The sequence below is a fragment of the Streptomyces caeruleatus genome (assembly GCF_001514235.1).
Lineage (GTDB): Bacteria > Actinomycetota > Actinomycetes > Streptomycetales > Streptomycetaceae > Streptomyces > Streptomyces caeruleatus.
The window spans coordinates 94,563-111,916 of the sequence record NZ_KQ948937.1 but is presented as its reverse complement, the minus strand read 5'-3'; the positions used below and the strand labels follow the sequence as shown (position 1 = coordinate 111,916).

10 protein-coding genes are annotated in these 17,354 nt (G+C 73.1%); 6 read left to right on the top strand and 4 right to left on the bottom strand.

Features of this window, described 5'->3' with window-relative positions; all coding sequences use genetic code 11:
- Positions 1-76: 76 nt before the first annotated feature.
- Genes AQJ67_RS34770 through AQJ67_RS34755 form a run of 4 tightly spaced genes read left to right on the top strand, consistent with a single transcriptional unit; the run spans position 77 to position 7,821 of the window.
- Positions 77-5,167, top strand: a complete 5,091-nt coding sequence (locus AQJ67_RS34770; RefSeq protein WP_062723331.1) for a non-ribosomal peptide synthetase — start codon at positions 77-79, stop codon at positions 5,165-5,167.
- Positions 5,164-5,445 carry a hypothetical protein gene (locus AQJ67_RS34765; protein ID WP_062723330.1) on the top strand — a complete coding sequence of 94 codons (282 nt, stop codon included), beginning with the start codon at positions 5,164-5,166 and terminating at the stop codon, positions 5,443-5,445. Before AQJ67_RS34770 ends, AQJ67_RS34765 begins: the two co-directional genes overlap by 4 nt.
- Positions 5,442-6,785, top strand: coding sequence for an NAD(P)/FAD-dependent oxidoreductase (locus tag AQJ67_RS34760; RefSeq protein ID WP_062723329.1), 1,344 nt, complete (start codon positions 5,442-5,444; stop codon positions 6,783-6,785). The genes AQJ67_RS34765 and AQJ67_RS34760 overlap by 4 nt, the downstream gene beginning before the upstream one ends.
- 52 nt (positions 6,786-6,837) lie before the next feature.
- The gene (locus AQJ67_RS34755) at positions 6,838-7,821 is read left to right on the top strand and encodes an ArsR/SmtB family transcription factor (RefSeq protein ID WP_062723328.1); all 984 of its coding nucleotides are present in this window, start codon (positions 6,838-6,840) and stop codon (positions 7,819-7,821) included.
- Here the strand turns inward: AQJ67_RS34755 and AQJ67_RS34750 are convergent.
- A complete protein-coding gene (locus tag AQJ67_RS34750) occupies positions 7,751-8,266 on the bottom strand; it encodes a flavin reductase family protein (protein ID WP_062723327.1) in 516 nt (171 codons plus the stop codon). The genes AQJ67_RS34755 and AQJ67_RS34750 overlap by 71 nt on opposite strands.
- Before the next feature lie 66 nt (positions 8,267-8,332).
- A complete protein-coding gene (locus tag AQJ67_RS34745; protein WP_079056343.1) occupies positions 8,333-9,883 on the bottom strand; it encodes a tryptophan halogenase family protein in 1,551 nt (516 codons plus the stop codon).
- Between the two features lie 231 nt (positions 9,884-10,114).
- Between AQJ67_RS34745 and AQJ67_RS34740 the strand changes: the two genes are divergently transcribed.
- Together AQJ67_RS34740 and AQJ67_RS34735 are read left to right on the top strand one after the other, a co-directional pair.
- Positions 10,115-10,501, top strand: coding sequence for a hypothetical protein (locus tag AQJ67_RS34740; protein ID WP_062723326.1), 387 nt, complete (start codon positions 10,115-10,117; stop codon positions 10,499-10,501).
- Positions 10,502-10,553: 52 nt separating this feature from the next.
- Positions 10,554-10,901: a hypothetical protein gene (locus AQJ67_RS34735; RefSeq protein WP_062723325.1), complete on the top strand. Its 348-nt coding sequence runs from the start codon at positions 10,554-10,556 to the stop codon at positions 10,899-10,901.
- A gap of 80 nt (positions 10,902-10,981) precedes the next feature.
- Here the strand turns inward: AQJ67_RS34735 and AQJ67_RS34730 are convergent, their stop codons facing one another.
- Together AQJ67_RS34730 and AQJ67_RS34725 are read right to left on the bottom strand one after the other, a co-directional pair.
- Positions 10,982-16,234 (bottom strand): type I polyketide synthase, encoded by a 5,253-nt coding sequence (locus AQJ67_RS34730; RefSeq protein WP_244190674.1) that lies wholly within the window; start codon positions 16,232-16,234, stop codon positions 10,982-10,984.
- Between the two features lie 24 nt (positions 16,235-16,258).
- Positions 16,259-17,320: a ketoacyl-ACP synthase III family protein gene (locus AQJ67_RS34725; protein WP_062723324.1), complete on the bottom strand. Its 1,062-nt coding sequence runs from the start codon at positions 17,318-17,320 to the stop codon at positions 16,259-16,261.
- Between the last annotated feature and the right edge of the window lie 34 nt (positions 17,321-17,354).

Below are 17,354 nucleotides of genomic sequence, written 5' to 3'. Positions count from 1 at the left end.
GCGGGCAGCGGGCGACGCGGCCCTGCCCGCGGGGGTGCCCGGGCCCAGGTCCACTGCCGACCCATTGGGAGAGTCGATGAACCACCCGTCGGATCCGTCCGTGGCCGAGCCGCTGCACGAGGTCGTCGCGCGCCGCGCCACCTCGTCCGCCCACGCCCTCGCGGTGGTGGCCGGAGGGCGTGCGCTGACCTACGGCGAGCTGGAGCGTCGCGCCAACCGGCTGGCCCACCTGCTGTTACGCGCGGGAGCCGGGCCGCAGGCGCCGGTCGGTGTCCTGCTGCACCGCGGCACCCGCCTCGCCGTCGCCCTGCTGGCCGTCTGGAAGACGGGCGCGGCCTATGTGCCGCTCGACCCCGGCCATCCCGCGGCCCGTACCTCCGCCCTGCTGGCGGACACGGGCGCCGAGGTGGTGGTGACCGGGCCCGAGACGGCGGACCGCTTCGCGGGCGGGGCGGTGCGGACGGTGGTGCTCGACGCCGACGCCGCGGCGCTCGACGGCCTGCCCCAGCACACCCCGGCGGTCGAGGTGTCCGGCGCGCATCCCGCGTACGTCCTGCACACCTCGGGTTCCACCGGCCGCCCCAAGGGCGTCGTGGTCAGCCACGCCGGTCTCGCCAACCAGGTCGGCTGGCGGGTGCGCACCCACGGGCTCGGCCCCGGCGACCGCGTCCTGCACAAGACCCCGCTGACCTTCGACGCGGCCGGCTGGGAGATCTTCGCCCCGCTGGCCGGCGGCGGCACGGTGGTGATGGCGCCGGAGGGCGCCGAGCACGACCCCGCCCTGCTGGTCCGCACGGTCGACGAGCAGCGCGTCACGGTCCTCCAGGTCGTGCCGTCGGTGCTGCGCATGCTGGTCGACGAGCCGGCCTGGCAGGACTGCACGACCCTCCGGCTGCTCTCCTGCGGCGGCGAGCAGTTGCACGCCGAACTCGTCCGGCGTTTCCTGCGGGCCCTGGGCGAGCACGGGGCCGACGTCGAGGTGTGGAACACCTACGGGCCCACCGAGTGCACCAACGAGGTCACCGGTCACCGCTTCGACCCGATCCAGCGTTCCGGTCCGGTGCCCATCGGCACCCCCGTCGACGGCATCCGCACGGTGGTCGCCGACCCCGACGGGCATCCCGTGGAACCCGGCCGGCAGGGCGAGCTGTACCTCGGTGGCGTCGGGCTGGCCCACGGCTATCTGGACCGTCCCGGGCTCACGGCCGAACGCTTCGTGCCCGACCCGTCCGGCCCGGCCGGCGCCCGGCTCTACCGGACCGGCGACCTGGTGCGGCAGCGGGCCGACGGCTCGCTGGAGTTCTGCGGGCGGACCGACCACCAGGTCAAGATCAACGGCGTCCGGATCGAACCCGCCGAGATCGAGGCCGCCCTCGCCGGGCACCCGGGCGTCCGGGAAGCGGCCGTCGTGCCGTACACGACGCCCCGGGGGACGCGGCTCGCGGCCTATCTGCTGTGCCGCCCGGAGGCCGGTCCCACGGCCGCCGAGGAGCTGCGGGAGTTCCTCGCCGGGCGGCTGCCGAAGACCCATCTTCCGTCGCAGTACGTGGAGTTGGCGTCGTTCCCCAGGACGTCCAGCGGCAAGTTGGACCGGTCGGCGCTGCCCGCCCCCGACGCGACGGGCGACCCGGAGGCGGTGCCCGCCACCCCGGCCGAGCGACTGGTCGCCGAGGTGTGGCGGGAGCTGCTGCGCACCGAGGACATCGGAGTGCACGACGACTTCTTCCGGCTCGGCGGCTCCTCCCTGCAGCTCACCCGGCTCGCCAACCGGCTGCGCGCCGCGACCGGCCGGGACGTCGAACTGCCCGAGCTGCTGCGGGCGACGACGGTGGCCGCGCAGGCCCGCCTGGTCACGGCGGACGACGACGGCGCGGACCGGGACGACGCACCGCCGGTGCGTCCGGTGCCGCGCACCGGCGGTCTGCCGCTCTCCCTCGGCCAGCGGCGGCTGTGGCTGCTGGAGCGGATCAACCCGCGCGGCCGCGAATGGGTGACCGGTCTGTTCCTGCGGGTGCCCGCCACCGACGGTGAACCGCTGGTGCGCCAGGCACTGGCCGAGCTGACGGCACGTCATGAGGCGCTGCGTACCCGGTTCGTGCCCGACAGCGGCCCGGACGGTGAGCCGGCGCAGGTGATCGACCCGCCCGGCCCCATGGCGCTGCGCCGCATCACCGCGCCGCGGGCCAGGGTCGGCGAACTCGTCGAGCAGGACGCCGCCGAGGGCTTCGACCTGGAACGCGGCCCCGTCGCCCGCGCGCTGCTGATCGGCGAGGCCGGGTCCGGCCCCGACGAGCAGACCCTGGTCCTGCTGATGCACCACATCGTCGGCGACGGATGGTCGGCGACCGTGCTGCGCGAGGAGTTCCACGAGATCCTCGACGCGCTGCGCGCGGGCCGCCGCCCCGCACTGCCCGAGCTGCCCGTGCAGTACGCCGACTACGCGGTCTGGCAGCGCGAGCGGCTCACCGAGGACGTCGTGGCCCGCGAGCTCGGCCACTGGCGGACGGTGCTCGACGGGGCCACCCCGCTGGCCCTGCGCACCGACCGGCCGCGGCCGCCCGCCCGGGACGCCCGGGGCGCCGTCGTCACGTTCGCCGTTCCCGCCGACGTCGCGGACGCGCTCACCGAGCAGGGGCGGCGCGCCGGCGCGACCCCGTTCATGGTGCTGCTCACGGCGTTCACGACACTGCTGGCCCGGTACACCGGGCAGTGGGACGTGGTGATCGGAACCCCGGTGGCCGGCCGGGAGCGGCCCGAGGTCGAGGGCGTCGTCGGGTTCTTCCTCAACAGCCTCGTCCTGCGCTGCCGGCTGGACCCGGCCGCCCCCTTCGAGCAGGCGCTGGAGCGGGTCCGGGAGGTCTGCAAGGACGCCTTCGGCCACCAGGAGCTGCCCTTCGAGGAGCTGGTCGCCGAACTCGCGCCCGAGCGCGACCTGTCCCGTACGCCGCTCTACCAGGTGGCGTTCGACTACCACGGCGAGGAACTCACCGGCTCGGCCGCCGACGCCGACGAACTCGACGCCGTGACCGAGGTGTCGTCGATCGCGAAGACGGACCTGACCCTCTATATGCGCAGGCAGCCCGACGGCACCGTGGTCGGCGCCCTGGAGTACGCCACCTCGCTGTTCGAGCGTGCCACCGTGGAGCGGCTCGCGGGCCACTTCCGGCAACTGCTGACGTCGGCCGCCGCCCAGCCGCTCGGCCGCCTCGACACCCTGGATCTGCTGCCGGACGGCGAGCGCGACGCCCTCTCCCGCCCGGGGCGGCACAACCACACCCCGGCGCCCGAGGTGACGGCGTCGGTGCCGGCGCTGTTCGCGGCGCGGGCCGCGGCGGTGCCGGACGCCACCGCGCTGGTCGCGGACGGCGCGACGGTGACCTTCGCCGAACTGGACGCACGGGCGAACCGGCTGGCCCGGCTGCTCCGTGAACTCGGTGTGGGCCCCGAGTCGGTGGTCGGTGTCCTGCTGGAGCGCGGCATCGAGCTGCCGGTGGCGCTGCTCGCCGTGTGGAAGGCCGGTGCCGCCTACCTTCCGCTGGACGCGTCGTTCCCCGCCGACCGTGTCGGCGGCGTCCTCGCCGACGCCGGGGCACGGGTGCTGGTGACACGGTCCGGGCACCGGGAGCGGCTCGGCGATGTCTTCGCCGGGCGGTTCGTGACCACCGACGGCGACGCGGACCTGATCGCGTCCCGGCCCGCCGCACCCCTGGAGCACCCGGCACGGCTGGACCCCGAACACGGCGGCGACCTGGACCTGTTGGCGTATGTGATCTACACCTCCGGCTCCACGGGCCGGCCCAAGGGCGTGCAGATCACCCATCGCGGGCTGGCCAACCACGTCCGCTGGGCGGTCGAGGAGCTGGCCCTGAAGGGCAGCGGCGGCGGCGCGGTGTTCTCGTCGGTGGCCTTCGACCTCGTGGTGCCGAACCTGTGGGCGCCGCTGCTCGCGGGACAGCCGATGCATCTGCTGCCGCAGGACCTGGACCTGGCCGAGCTGGGGCCGCGGCTGGCGAACGCCGCGCCGTTGTCGTTCCTCAAGCTGACGCCCGGGCACATGGAGATCCTCGCGCAGCAGCTCGATCCGGAGCGGCTGGCGGAGCTGGCCGAGGTGGTCGTGGTGGCGGGTGAGGCGCTGCCGGTGCGCCGGGCCGATGTGTGGGCGCGGACGCTGGGCGCGGGACGGCTCATCAACGAGTACGGGCCCACCGAGGCCTCCGTGGGCACCTGCGTCTACCCGGTGACGGCGCCCGTGAGCGGTGAATCGGTGCCCATCGGACGGCCGTTGCCGGGCGTGACGATGCATGTCCTCGACGACTCGCTGCGGCCCTCGCCGACGGGTGTGGTGGGCGAGCTGTACGTCGGCGGTCTGGGCCTGGCCCGTGGTTACGCGGCCCGCCCCGAGGCGACCGCCGCGAGCTTCGTACCGGACCCCTACGGACCGGCGGGGGCGCGGCTCTACCGCACCGGCGACCTGGTCCGGCTGCTGCCCGACGGGCATGTCGACTTCGTCGGCCGGCGCGACGGGCAGGTGAAGATCCGCGGCTACCGGGTCGAGCCGGACGAGATCAGGGGCGTGCTGGACGCACACCCCGCGGTCGCGGAAGCCGTCGTGATCGCCGTCCGGGACGCGGACGGCAACACCGGGCTGGCCGCGTACTGGGTGCCGGCCCCCGGGAGCGCGGAGCCGGCGCTGATGCGGGAGGAACTCGCCGCGCACGTGGCCGAGCGGCTCCCCGAGTACATGGTGCCGCGCGCGTTCACGCCGATCGAGCGCGTCCCGCTGAACGCCAACGGGAAGCTGGACCGGGCGGCGCTGCCCGAGCCCCAGGACGCGACGGCGGACGACCTGGTCGAACCGCGCGGGGTCGTGGAGGAGCGGATCGCGGAGATCTTCGAGAAGCTCCTCGGAACCCGGGCGGGCGCGCACAGCCACTTCTTCCGCGGCGGCGGCAATTCGATTCTCGCGATCCGGCTCATCGCGGAGATCCAGCAGGCGTTCGACATCGACTTCCCCACCCGAGCCGTCTTCGAGGGCGGCACCGTCGCCGAACTGGCCGAGGTGGTGGAGGCAGAGGTCCGTGCGGAGATCGATCAGATGTCGCAGGAGGACCTTGCCGCGGAGGCACTGGAGTGGGACGAGAACCGCATAGAAAGCGAGAACCCATGACCGAAGAAGACTATGTGTCCGCGCTCGTCACGTTCATCGGGGAGGAATTCCTCCAGGGCGACGACCGGGACCGGCTGAACGATGTGTCCCCGCTCATGGAATCGGGCGTCCTGGACTCGCTGCGGGTCGCGCTCCTGCTGACCTATATCCGTGACGAGCTGGGCCTGTACGTCTCGCCCGCGAAAATCGACATCGACCATTTCAAGGACATCCGGACCATCGCCGGAATGCTGCACGAGCTGTCGCTGGAAAACAACGCCCAGAAGGAGAAGGCATGAAAGCCGACTTCGACGTCGCGATCATCGGTGGCGGGCCGGCCGGCTCGACCATGGCCTCCTATCTCGCCAGGGCCGGACTCTCCGTCGTCGTGTTCGAGGGCGAGACGTTCCCACGGCCGCACGTCGGCGAGTCGCTCGTCCCGGCGACCACCCCCGTGCTGCACGAGATCGGCGCCCTCGAGAAGATCGACGAGGCCGGGTTCCCGAAGAAGTACGGCGCCTCCTGGACCTCCGCCGAGTCACGGGACATACCCCGCATGGGATACAGCGGCCTCAGCCACGGCTGGACCGCCGACATCGCGTTCGTGGAACGCGACCAGCCCGGCGTCGACCGCGACTACACCTTCCACGTGGACCGCGGCAGGTTCGACGCGATCCTGCTGCGGCACGCCGACGAACAGGGCGCCACCGTCCTGAACGGCGCCCGGGTGCTGAAGGTGGACTTCGACGACCCCGAACTGGTGCGGCTGACCGTCCGGCTGGCGGCCAAGGAGACCGACTACACCGCCCGGATGGTCGTCGACGCCTCCGGCCGCGGCACGCTGCTGGGGCGCCAGCTCAAGGTGAAGGTCGCCGACCCGGTCTTCGACCAGTACGCCGTGCACACCTGGTTCGAGGGCCTGGACCGCACCGCCATCGCCGCCGACGCCGCCCAGGCGGACCACATCTTCGTGCACTTCCTGCCCATCAAGGACACCTGGGTGTGGCAGATCCCGATCACCGACACCATCACCAGCATCGGCGTGGTCACCCAGAAGAAGCGCTTCGCCGCCGCGGCCAAGGACCGCGAGGGGTTCTTCTGGGACTTCGTCTCCAGCCGGCCCGAACTGCGCGACGCGCTGGGGAACGCCGAGCGGATCCGGGAGTTCAAGGCCGAGGGCGACTACAGCTACGCGATGAAGCAGATCTGCGGCGACCGTTTCGTGCTCATCGGGGACGCGGCGCGCTTCGTCGACCCGATCTTCTCCAGCGGGGTGAGCGTCGCCCTCAACAGCGCCCGGATCGCGGCCCAGGACATCATCGCGGCGCACGAGGCGGGCGACTTCGCCAAGAAGCGGTTCGAGACCTACGAGACCAAGCTGCGCCGCGCGGTGCGGTACTGGTACGAGTTCATCTCCATCTACTACCGCCTGAACGTCCTGTTCACCGCGTTCGTCCAGGACCCGCGCTACCGCATCGACGTGCTGAAGATGCTCCAGGGCGACGTCTACGACGGGGAGGAGCCCAAGGCCCTCGCGGCGATGCGGGAGATCGTGGCGGAGGTGGAGGGCAACCCCGGCCATCTCTGGCATCCCTACCTCGGCACCCTCCGGGCCCCGGCGTCGGCACCCGGCTTCTGACCGAGCGGGCCGTCCGCGGGCGGCCCGCTCATCACCACCACCAGGGGCGAGCATGCAGAGAGTTCACTTCACCGCGGCGGACCTGGCCCGTACCCGGCTGCGGAGCACGCTCGGCCCGGTCGCCGAGGGAGCCTTCGCCCTCGGTGTGCTGACCGGATCCGGTCACGCCGACTATGCGCGATGGCGTGACGAGGCCCGGCGCCGACTGCCGTTGCAGAGCCCGCCCTGGACGACTTCGGCCCGGCTGCCGCGCACCGTCGACGCCCCGGACGACCTGCTGTTCCTGCTGGAGCGAAGGCCGGTGACGAGCGGCGGGCCGCCCGTGGGGCTGACCCGCGCGGACGCGTTCCGGCTGGCCGTGGACATGTGGCGGGCGGCGGTCGTGCCGTACTGGGACCGCATCGGCGAACGGCTCGAAGCCGAGTGCGAGGCACGTGGCCGGATCATCATGACCGGCGGCGTCGAGGAGCTGCTCGCCACCCTGCATCCCAGAATCGTGTGGACCGGCTCGGTCCTGGAGATACCCGACGGCCCCGACCGCGAGATCCGTCTCGACGGCCGGGGCCTGTTGTTGTGTCCGTCCGTGTTCCTGCCCGGCAAGGTCGGCCGGGTCGTCGAGTGCGAGCCGGGCACCGGCATGGCGGCGCTCGTCTTCGCCGCCCCGCCCGCCGGCCACCGGGCCGCCGACCTGTGGGGCGGCCCGGAGCCCGACGTACAGGCCCTCGGCGCCCTGGTCGGCCAGACCCGGGCGGCCGCGCTGCGGGTGCTGATGACGGCCGCCTGCACCACGGGCCAGCTCGCCGAACGCCTGGGCATCTCGTCGGCGGGCGCCAGCCAGCACGCCGCCGTACTGCGCCAGTCGGGGCTGATCAGCACGCGCCGGGTGCGGAACAAGGTGCTGCACACGGTGACGCCCCTGGGTCTGGCGCTGCTCGGCGGCCGGCTGCGCGGGCGGACGCCGGCGGTCAGTGCTCCGGCCATGGCCGGAACTGCCTCAGGCCGTACAGCAGCGGGATCCGGTCACCTCGCCGGGTGACCCTGCGGATCTCCCCGTACACCGTCACATGGTCGCCGACCGGCTGGGCCGAGAGCACCGCGCAGTCCGCGACGGTGTGCGCGTCCCGCAGCAGATGCGGCCCCGCGGCCTGCGGGTCCGTCTGCCAGGCGACCTTGGCGAAGCGCTGCGGATCACCGGAGGCGAACAGCTCGGCCGTCGGCCGGGCGTCGGCGCGCAGCAGGTTCACCGCGAAGGTACGGGACTCCAGCACACCCTCCAGCGTGGGGCTGCCGGCCCGCAGGCACACCAGCAGCACCGGCGGCTCCAGCGACACTCCGCACAGGGACGAACAGGTCATTCCGCGCTCTACGCCGGCCGCGTCGGTCGCCGTGACGACGGCGACCCCCGTGGGAAAGCCGCTCATCAGCGTCCGGAACGCGTCGGGGGTCGCCGAGAGCTCGGTCCGGATGGTCGATTCGCTCATCGCGCTCCGCTTTCTGCCGTACGGCCGCCCGTGGAAGGCCCGCCGTGGCGGGCCCGCCACGGTGCGTCAGCCCAGCTGGGTGAAGTAGTCGTAGGCCGCGGGCAACGTCCTGGTGAGCTGCTCGGTCTTCTCCCGGATCGCCTCGAACTCCAGCTGCGCCGCGGTGGGATCGGCCAGGGCGAGCGCGGGGGACGGCTTGACGTCGATGCCGCCCATGCCGAGCAGGATGCACATGTACGAGTACGGCGGCAGCCCGTGGTAGTAGGGGTACACCGTCTCGCTGTCCGGCAGTTGGGTCCGCCACTTCTCGATGCGCTCGGCGAGCCCGTCCGGCAGCGGGCGCGTCTTCGTGTCACGCCAGTACTGCGTGTCGGAGCGCTTGGCCGCGGCGTAGTGCAGGGCCAGGAACTCCCGCACGCCGTCCATGACATGGGCGACGGCGTCGTTGTACCGGTCGCGGTGGGTGGGGTGGAAGTCGGCGCCGGGGAAGTTCTTGGTGAGCTGCTCGATCGCGTGGTGGATGAAGAAGATGCCGGTCGACTCCAGCGGCTCGACGAACCCGCTCGCCAGCCCGACGGCTACGCAGTTGTTCACCCAGGAGTTGCGGCTGCGGCCGATGCGCATCCGGATGTGGTTGGCCTCGACGTCGGCCGCCGCGGGGCCGACGAACTCGCGCAGGGTGCGCTCGGCCTCCTCGGGGGAGACGTAGTCCTTGGCGTAGACGTAACCGGTGCCGACCCGGCCCGTCAGCGGAATCGTCCAGATCCAGCCGGCGTCCTGGGCGGTGGCCGTGGTGCACGGACGTATGCCGCGCCGCTCCATGTCCATCGGGACCTGGAGGGCGACCGCGCTGTCGTTGGGCAGCGTGTCCTGGTAGGAGATGAACGGCTCCTGAAGGGCCTTGTTCAGCAGCAGGCCGCGGAAGCCGGTGCAGTCGACGAACAGATCACCGGTGAGCTCGCCGTGCCCGGCCGTACGGACCGAGCTGATCCAGCCCCGCTCGTCGAGGTCCACGTCCTCGACGTCGTCGATCACATGCCGGACACCGCGCTCCACGGCGTACCTCGTCAGGTACTTGGCCAGCAGCGCGGCCTCGAAGTGGTACGCGTACGGGAACTGCGTCTTGCCCTGGTGCTCGGACATCGTCAGGCCCTGCATTTCCTCCGCGTTCTCGTCGAACGGGGAGTCCAGCAGGGTGCCGTCGAGCCTGCGGGGGCTCAGCCCGGCGTCGATGACCGAGGCCATCACGAAGCAGTCCTTGTCGAACCGCCCGGTCGGACCGTCCTGCAGCCACCAGTCGGTCAGCGGGTGGCCGTTGACCGACCGCATCTGCTCGAACGGGTGGTAGAAGTAGTGGCCCTTCTCGCGCCAGTTCTCGAACCGCACCGCCAGTTTGTACGTGGCGTTGCAGGCCGGCATCCAGTCCTTCTCCTTGAGCCCCAGGAACTCGAAGAAGTGCCGGATGTCGCTGAAAGTCGCCTCCCCCACGCCGATGGTGCCGACTTTCCCGGACTCCACCAGCGTGATGTCGATCCGGTCGCCGAAGGCGGCCTTGAGATAGGAGGCGGTCATCCAACCCGCCGTACCGCCTCCCACGATCACGACTCTGTTGAGCATGCGCGCATCCCCCATCCAGTTGGGCCACAGAGGCCGGACAGAATTCGAGATTAGGTTCACGGCTCAACCCCCGGAAGGCCCTTAAGCGACCCCTGAAAGTCGCAGGTGATACCCAGTGCATCGCCGACCGCAATCCGCCGCAATTCACCCGCCCGCGCCCGCGTATTCCAGAACTGGGGTTTACGATCCCGGCGCACACTTTCCCGGAATCTTCGAAGAAGGAGTTCTCGGATGTTACGCACCATCAAGGCGGCCGGCCTCGCCACGGCGGCGGCCCTGGCCCTGACGGGCGTCGCCGCCACCCCGGCGGCGGCGTCGGTCTCGGCTCAGGCGCCGGTGACCGCGGCCTATCAGGACTGCGACACCTTCGAGGTCGACGCGAGGGGCTTGGGCTACCAGCCGGGCCAGACCATAGTCGTCGAGCACAAGATCCACGACGGTTTCGGACAAGTGCCGGACAAGACCCTGCCGAGCGACACCCTGACGGTCAAGGCCGACGGCACCTGGGCGACGGCCAAGGGCGACGAGGGCGGCCCCGGCTTCTGGTACGTCGTCACGGTCAAGGACACCCAGGGCAATCAGCTGGGCACCGACGACAGCTACTGCGGTATCTGGTGACCCGCTGACGGCACGCACTCTCCTCGGACACCCCGACGAAGGAGTTCTCGGAATGCTTCGCACCATCAAGGCGGCCGGTGTCGCCGCGGCGGCGGCCCTGGCCCTGACGGGCTTCGCCGCGGCCCCGGCGTCGGCGGCGGCGCTGCACACGGGCGGCTACCTGGACTGCGACCTGTACTCGGTGGACGCGTGGGGCAGCGGCTACACGCCCGGCCAGACGATCGTCGTCCACCACCTCGGCGACTTCACGCCGGCGCAGGACACCCTGGTCGTCGAGGCCGACGGCACCTGGTACGTCGACGACCGGCCCTTCAGCGGCTGGGCGTACACGGTCGAGGTCCGCGACACCCAGGGCAACGTGCTCGACAGCCAGTGGATCCACCAGTGCGGGATCTGGTGACGGACCCGCCGGCTCCGGTACCCGACTGAGACTGCCCCCCTCTCCCGGCGGAGAGGGGGGCAGTCCGGCGTGCGGTGGGCTCAGCGCTCCGACAGCAGCTCCGCGACGTGCTCGCTGATCGCCACCACCGTCGGCTGGTGCCACAGCAGTGTGGCGGGCAGCTTGTGGCCGAACCGCTTCTCCAGCCGCCTGCGGATGACGATCGTCATCACCGAGTCGAGGCCCTGCTCCACCAGCGAGCGGCGCACGTCGAGCGACGCCACCGGCAGCCGCATCTCGCCGGCGATCTGCCCGGCGATCTCCTCGGTGAGCCGCTCGCGCAGCTCCTCGTCCGACAGCCCGGCGAACAGGTCTCCCCCGTCCTGGCCGGCACCGGCCGCCGCGGGCTCCGCCGTGCCGATCTCCCGCAGCAGCGGCAGCGGTTCGGTGCCGGCCTCCAGCGGGATCGTGCGCAGCACCGGGAAGTGCCCGGTCCCCCGGCGCGCCGCGTGGTCCCACGCCGCGAACGCCTCCGGCAGCGAGATGTCGGTGACGCCCCGCTCGCGCAGCTCCAGGTCCACGACCTCGTTGACCGCCATGCCCTGGCCGCGCCAGGACGTCCAGCCGAAGCTCGTGGTGTCACCGCGATGGTGGGCCAGGGCGTCCAGGAAGGCGTTGGCCGAGCCGTAACTGGCCTGGCCCGGCAGGCCGAGGAGCTGGCCGCAGGACGAGAAGAGCACGAGGAAGTCCAGGCTGCCGGCCGGGAACAGCTCGTGCAGCACCCACGCGCCGTGCGCCTTGGGCCGCAGCACAGCCCGCAGCGACTCCTCGTCCACGTCCGGCACCATCCGGTTGTCGAGCACACCCGCCGCGTGCACGACGCCCCGGATCGGCGGCATGCCGAGGGCGTCCGGCGTGAGCGTTTGGCCCGCCGCGTCCGCGTCGGCGATGTCCAGGGCGACCACGCGCACGGTCACCCCGAGCGCCTCCAGGGCCCGTACGCCCGCGATATGGCTCCGCGTCACCTCGTCGGTCACGCCGTCCCACTGCGCGCGCGGCGGCAGCCCGCGCCGGCCGGCCAGCACCAGGCGCCGGGCACCCCGTTCGGCCAGCCAGTGGGCGACCTGAAGGCCCAGCACACCGAGACCACCGGTGATCAGATACGTACCGTCGGACCGGCAGGCCACGGCGTCGCCCCGCTCCTCCCGCTCGGTGCGCACCAGCCGGGACACCTCGGCGGCACCGTCCGCCCGCAGCGACACCACGTCCTCCCGCGGCGCCGCCCGCACCAGGTCGAGCAGCGGACCCGCCACCGCGTCCGCGGCCCAGGTGCCGGCCGGCGGCAGGTCGACGACGCCGCCCCACAGCTCGCCGTGCTCACCGGCGACGACCCGGCCGAGGCCCCACAGGGCGGAGTGGGCCGGCCCGGTCGTGTCCCGGCTCTCGCGCACCCCTGTGGTCACCGCCCACAGCCGGGGGAAGCGCACCGTGTCCGGCGCCGCCAGCCGCTGCGCCGTCTCCAGCAGCAGCCAGGCGCCCGCGGCGGCGGCGTCGGGCACCGCGTCCTGGGGGCCCGGCTGCGGCGGCAGCACCAGTACGTCCGTGTCGGCGTCGAGCCCGGCCTCCGGACCGTCGAGGTCGGCGGGCCGCTTCAGGGCGAGGAACCGGCGTCCCCCGGCGGTGACCCGCTCGCGCAGGGCTTGCGCCAGCGGATGGTCGACGGCGCCGATCAGCACCATGTCCCGCCCGGCGGGGGCCGCTTCCGGCGCCGTCCCCGGGGCGAGCGGACGCCACACGACGTCGTGGACGAGGACACGCGGATGCGCGGCCACCAGCGACTCCTGGCCGATCGTCGCGTACCGCACGCCGGTCAGCGCGGCCAGCACCCGGCCGTCGGTGTCCGCGATCAGCACGTCGACCGTGTCGGCCGCCGCGTCGTGGGTGACCCGGACGTCGGCCACCGCCGGCACGGCCCCCTCGACGCGCAGCCCGGCGACGCCGGCCACCATCCGCAGGGTCGCCGGGCCGGGGTAGGCGCGGGGGGCGACGGACAGGGCGGCGTCGAGGAGCGGGGCCCAGGTCGCCGCCGCGCGCTCCGGCTGCTCGGGACGCACGCGGGCGTGCAGGGCGCCCTCGGCGAGCAGCAGGTCCTCGACGGTCCAGTCGAAGCCCATACTCGGGACGCCGACCGAGGCGAGGTGCCGCTGGATCTCGCCCGGGTCGGCCGCGGCGAGTCCGTCGGGGAGCGCGGGCAGTTCGCCCAGGGACGTGCCCGGGGCCGGCCCGGTGGTGGCGGTCGTGTGGGTGAGCCAGGTTCCGTCGCCCTCGGCCGGCCGGGAGGACAGCTGGAGCCCGTCGTCCTCGTGCACGACCTGGAGTTCACGGCGCTCGCCCACCGCCAGCGGCAGTCGCAGCGCGACCTCCCGCAGCGCCCCGGAGGTCGTCCCGCCCGAGGCGGCCAGGAAGGTGTTGAGGAGCACGGCGGCCGGGACGATCTCGGTGCCGTTGATGGTGTGGCTGCCCGGATAGGGCCGGTTGGCGTCCTCCAGGAGCGTCCGCCACAGCCGCAGGGGGCGGCCGGAGACGGCCACGGGCTGGCCGAGCAGATGGTGCGCGTCGACGTCGTGGCCGCGGCCCTGCCCGGCGCCGGGGAAGGACGTCTCGCGCCAGTGCGGCCGGCGCTGCCAGGCGACCCGGGGGAGAGTGACCAGCTCACCGGCGGGCTGCAGCCGGGCCCAGTCGAGCGCGACACCGTGGGCGTGCGCGGCGGCCAGGGCGGACAGCAGGGTCTCGGGCTCGGGCCGGTCACGGCGCAGCGAGGAGCCGACGAAGGCGTCCTCGATGCCCTCCTCGGCCAGGGTCTCGCCGATCGAGTGGGCCACCACGGGGTGGGCCGAGATCTCCAGGAAGGCGCGGTGGCCGTCCTCCGCCGCGGCCTTGGTGGCCGCCGCCAGCCGGACGGTGTTGCGCAGGTTGGCCGCCCAGTAGGAGCCGTCGGCGGCCGGAGTGGTGCGCGGATCGGCGTACGCGGTCGAGTACATCGGGCAGCGTGCCTCGCCCTGCCCCAAGTCGCTCGCGGCGGCCGAGAGTTCGTCGAGGAGCGCGTCCATCTGCGGGCTGTGGAAGGCGACGTCGGAGGCCACCCGGCGCATCTGCACGCCCTCCGCCTGCCACGCCTCGACGAGGGCCTCGACCCCGGCGATGTCGCCCGAGATCACCGTGGACAGCGGCGACGCCGCGATGGCGGCCACCACGTCGGTGCGGTCCCCGAGTCGCTCGGTCGCCTCCTCCAGGGAGAGCGACGCCATCGCCATCGCGCCCTGCCCGGCCACCCGGCGCAGCAGCTTCGAGCGGCGGCAGATCAGCCGGGCGCCGTCGGCGCGGGAGAGCAGGCCGCAGGTCACGGCGGCGGCTATCTCGCCGACGGAGTGGCCTATGACGGCGTCGGGCTCGACTCCGTAGGACCGCCAGACCTCGGCGAGTCCCAGCTGGACCGCGAAGATCATGGTCTGGATGCGGTCCACGGTCGCGAAGTCGCCGTCCAGCAGGACCTGCCGGGGGGAGAAGCCGATCTCCTCGCGGAAGACGGGCTCCAGTTCGTCGATGACGCCGGCGAACACGGGCTCCGACGCCAGCAGTTCGCGTCCCATGCCCGCCCAGTGCGAACCGTGTCCCGAGAACACCCACACCAGGCCCTTGCCCGGGTCGGCCGGGGCCGTGCCGACGGCCGCCTCGCGCGACGCGTCGCCGTCGGCGATCGTCCGCAGCCCGGCCGCCAGTTCCTCCCGGTCACGGGCGACGACCGCGGCCCGCGCGTCCAGGTGCGAGCGGCGCAGCGCCAGGGTGTGCCCGAGGGAGTCCAGGCCGGTCTCCCGGCCTTCGTCGGCCAGCCATCGGGCGAGTTCGCCGGCCTGGGCGCGCAGGGCGGCCGGCGACCTCCCGGACAGCGGGAACAGCCGCGGTCCCGCCTGCGGTGGCGGGGCCGGTGCGACGGCGGTGGGCTCGGGTGCCTGCTCCAGGATGACGTGGGCGATGGTGCCGCCGTAGCCGAAGCCGGAGACACCGGCGCGGCGCGGCCGGCCGCGCTCGGGCCACGGGGTCCGCTCGGTGACGACGCGCAGTCCGGCCGAGTCCCAGTCGATGGCCGGGTTGCCCCGGGTGTGGTTGAGGGTCGGCGGGATCTCGCCGTGGGCGAGGGCGAGCGTCGCCTTGAGCAGGCTGGCCGCGCCCGCGCCCGCCTCCAGGTGGCCCACGTTCGGTTTGACCGAGCCGATCAGGACCGGCTCGTCGGCGGGCCGTCCGCTGCCGTACACGGCGCCGAGCGCGCCCGCTTCGAGGGGGTCGCCGAGCCGGGTGCCGGTGCCGTGGGCCTCGATGTAGTCGACCGATGCCGCGCTCACGCCGGTGCGGCGGAGGGTCTCGGTCAGCAGGCGCTGCTGGGCCGGTCCGCTGGGGGCCATGATGCCGTTGGTCCGGCCGTCCTGGGCGACGTGGCTGCCGCGGACGACGGCGAGCACCCGGTCGCCGTCCCGCTGGGCGTCGGCCAGCCGCTTGAGCACGAGGACCGCGCCGCCCTCGCCGCGCCCGTAGCCGTTGGCCGAGGCGTCGAAGGGCTTGCAGCGGCCGTCGGGGGCGGTGGCGCCGGCGGACTCCAGGGTGGCGGACAGACCGGGCGAGATGATCAGGTTGACGCCGCCGACGAGCGCGATGTCGCTCTCCCCGGCGCGCAGGCTCTGGCAGGCCAGATGGGTGGCGACCAGCGACGCCGAGCACGCCGTGTCCACCGCGACGCTGGGGCCGTGCAGGTCGAGGGCGTAGGAGATCCGGTTGGCGGCCGCGCACATGGCGCTGCCGATGCCGGTCCAGGCCTCGATCCTCGGCAGGTCCTCCAGCAGCCGTCGTCCGTAGTCGTCGGAGCCGATGCCGACGAACACGCCGGTGTCGCCGCCGGCGAGGCTCTGCGGTGGGATGCCCGCGTCCTCCAGCGCCTCCCACACCACTTCCAGCAGCAGCCGCTGCTGCGGGTCCATCAGCTCGGCCTCGCGGGGCGTGAGGCCGAAGAAGGCGGAGTCGAACCCTTCGATGTCGCTGATGAAGCCGCCCGGCACGTCGGCGCGACGGACCACGGCGCTGTGCTCGGGCCCCAGGTCCCGGTAGATCTCCCAGCGGTCCTGGGGCATGTCACCGATGCCGTCGCGGCCCGACAGCAGCATGTCCCAGAACTCGCCTGGGGAGTCGGCGTCACCCGCGAGCCGGCAGCCGGTCCCGATGACGGCGACCGGTTCCGGCGGGGTCACGGATGAGGTGGTGCTCTGCGCCCCGGCCACGGCCGCGGACTCGTCTCGATCGGACACGACTTCGGTCTCCTTAAGCCTTGGTCAACCGCACCACGGGGCGATGTCACGGATCCGCACGACAGCGCACGACAGGGTGACGCCCGGCCCGACGCCGAGCATCAACAGGTGGTCCCCGGCGCCGAGTTCGCCGGTTTCCACCAGGTGGTCCAGGGACACGATCTGGTCGCTCGCGCCGAGATGGCCGACCGTCCGGCCGAACTCCCAGGTCGACTTCTCCATGGGCAGGCCGAGCGCGGCCATGCAGCGCTGCTCGACGATCTCCCGGGAGTAGTTCATGTACGCGACCCGGGTGACGTCGGCCATCGCGATGCCGGCTTCGGACAGCGTCCGCTCCACCAGCGCCAGCGTCATCCCGTGCACCTTGACCAGCGCCCCGGTGCCGGTGCCGTCGGCGAGGGCGGCGCGCTTGAACTCGGCGTTGCGGGCCCGGAAGTCGAGCGGGCGGCCCACGGTGGGGCCGGGCGGGAACAGCGGTTCGTCCCCGCGGTGCATCTGCTCGGCCTCGGACACGGCGACCGAACCCACGGCGAGCAGCTGCGCGAAGGACGGCTCGGTGGTGAGGAGGACCGCGCTGGCGGCGTCCCCGGCCACATAGCCCGGGCCCATGCTCCAGCGGTTCATCATCGGGGTGCCGAAGTTGTCGGAGGCGACGAGCAGCGCGGCCGTCGCCGGGCCGCCGTCCGCCGGCGCGGGCCGGCCCCGCAGATAGCCGGCGCCCAGCTGCAGCGCGGCGAACATGCCGTTGCAGCCCTGCCGTACCTCGACGGAGAGCACCTCGTCACCGACCAGGTGCCGTTGCAGGTAGTACTGCGGCTGCCAGCCGTCGGGACCCTGGTGCCAGGAGTCGGCGTACAGCAGCACGGCGGTGTCCTCGGGACGGTGACCGCAGCGCTTGTACGCCTGCTGCGCGGCACGCAGGGCCATTTCGGGCGCCGGGGTCCGGCCGGCCACGGCCGCTCCGGCCAGCTCGTGCAGTTCGACCTCGACGGCGGGGTAGTCCCCCTGTGCGACGGCCTCCTCGATGGGGACCGGGTCGGGCACGAAGGTGCCGAGCCCCTTGATGAATACGTCGGGCGTCCGCAAGGCCGCCTCGCCTCCTCGGGATGGGGTGGGGATG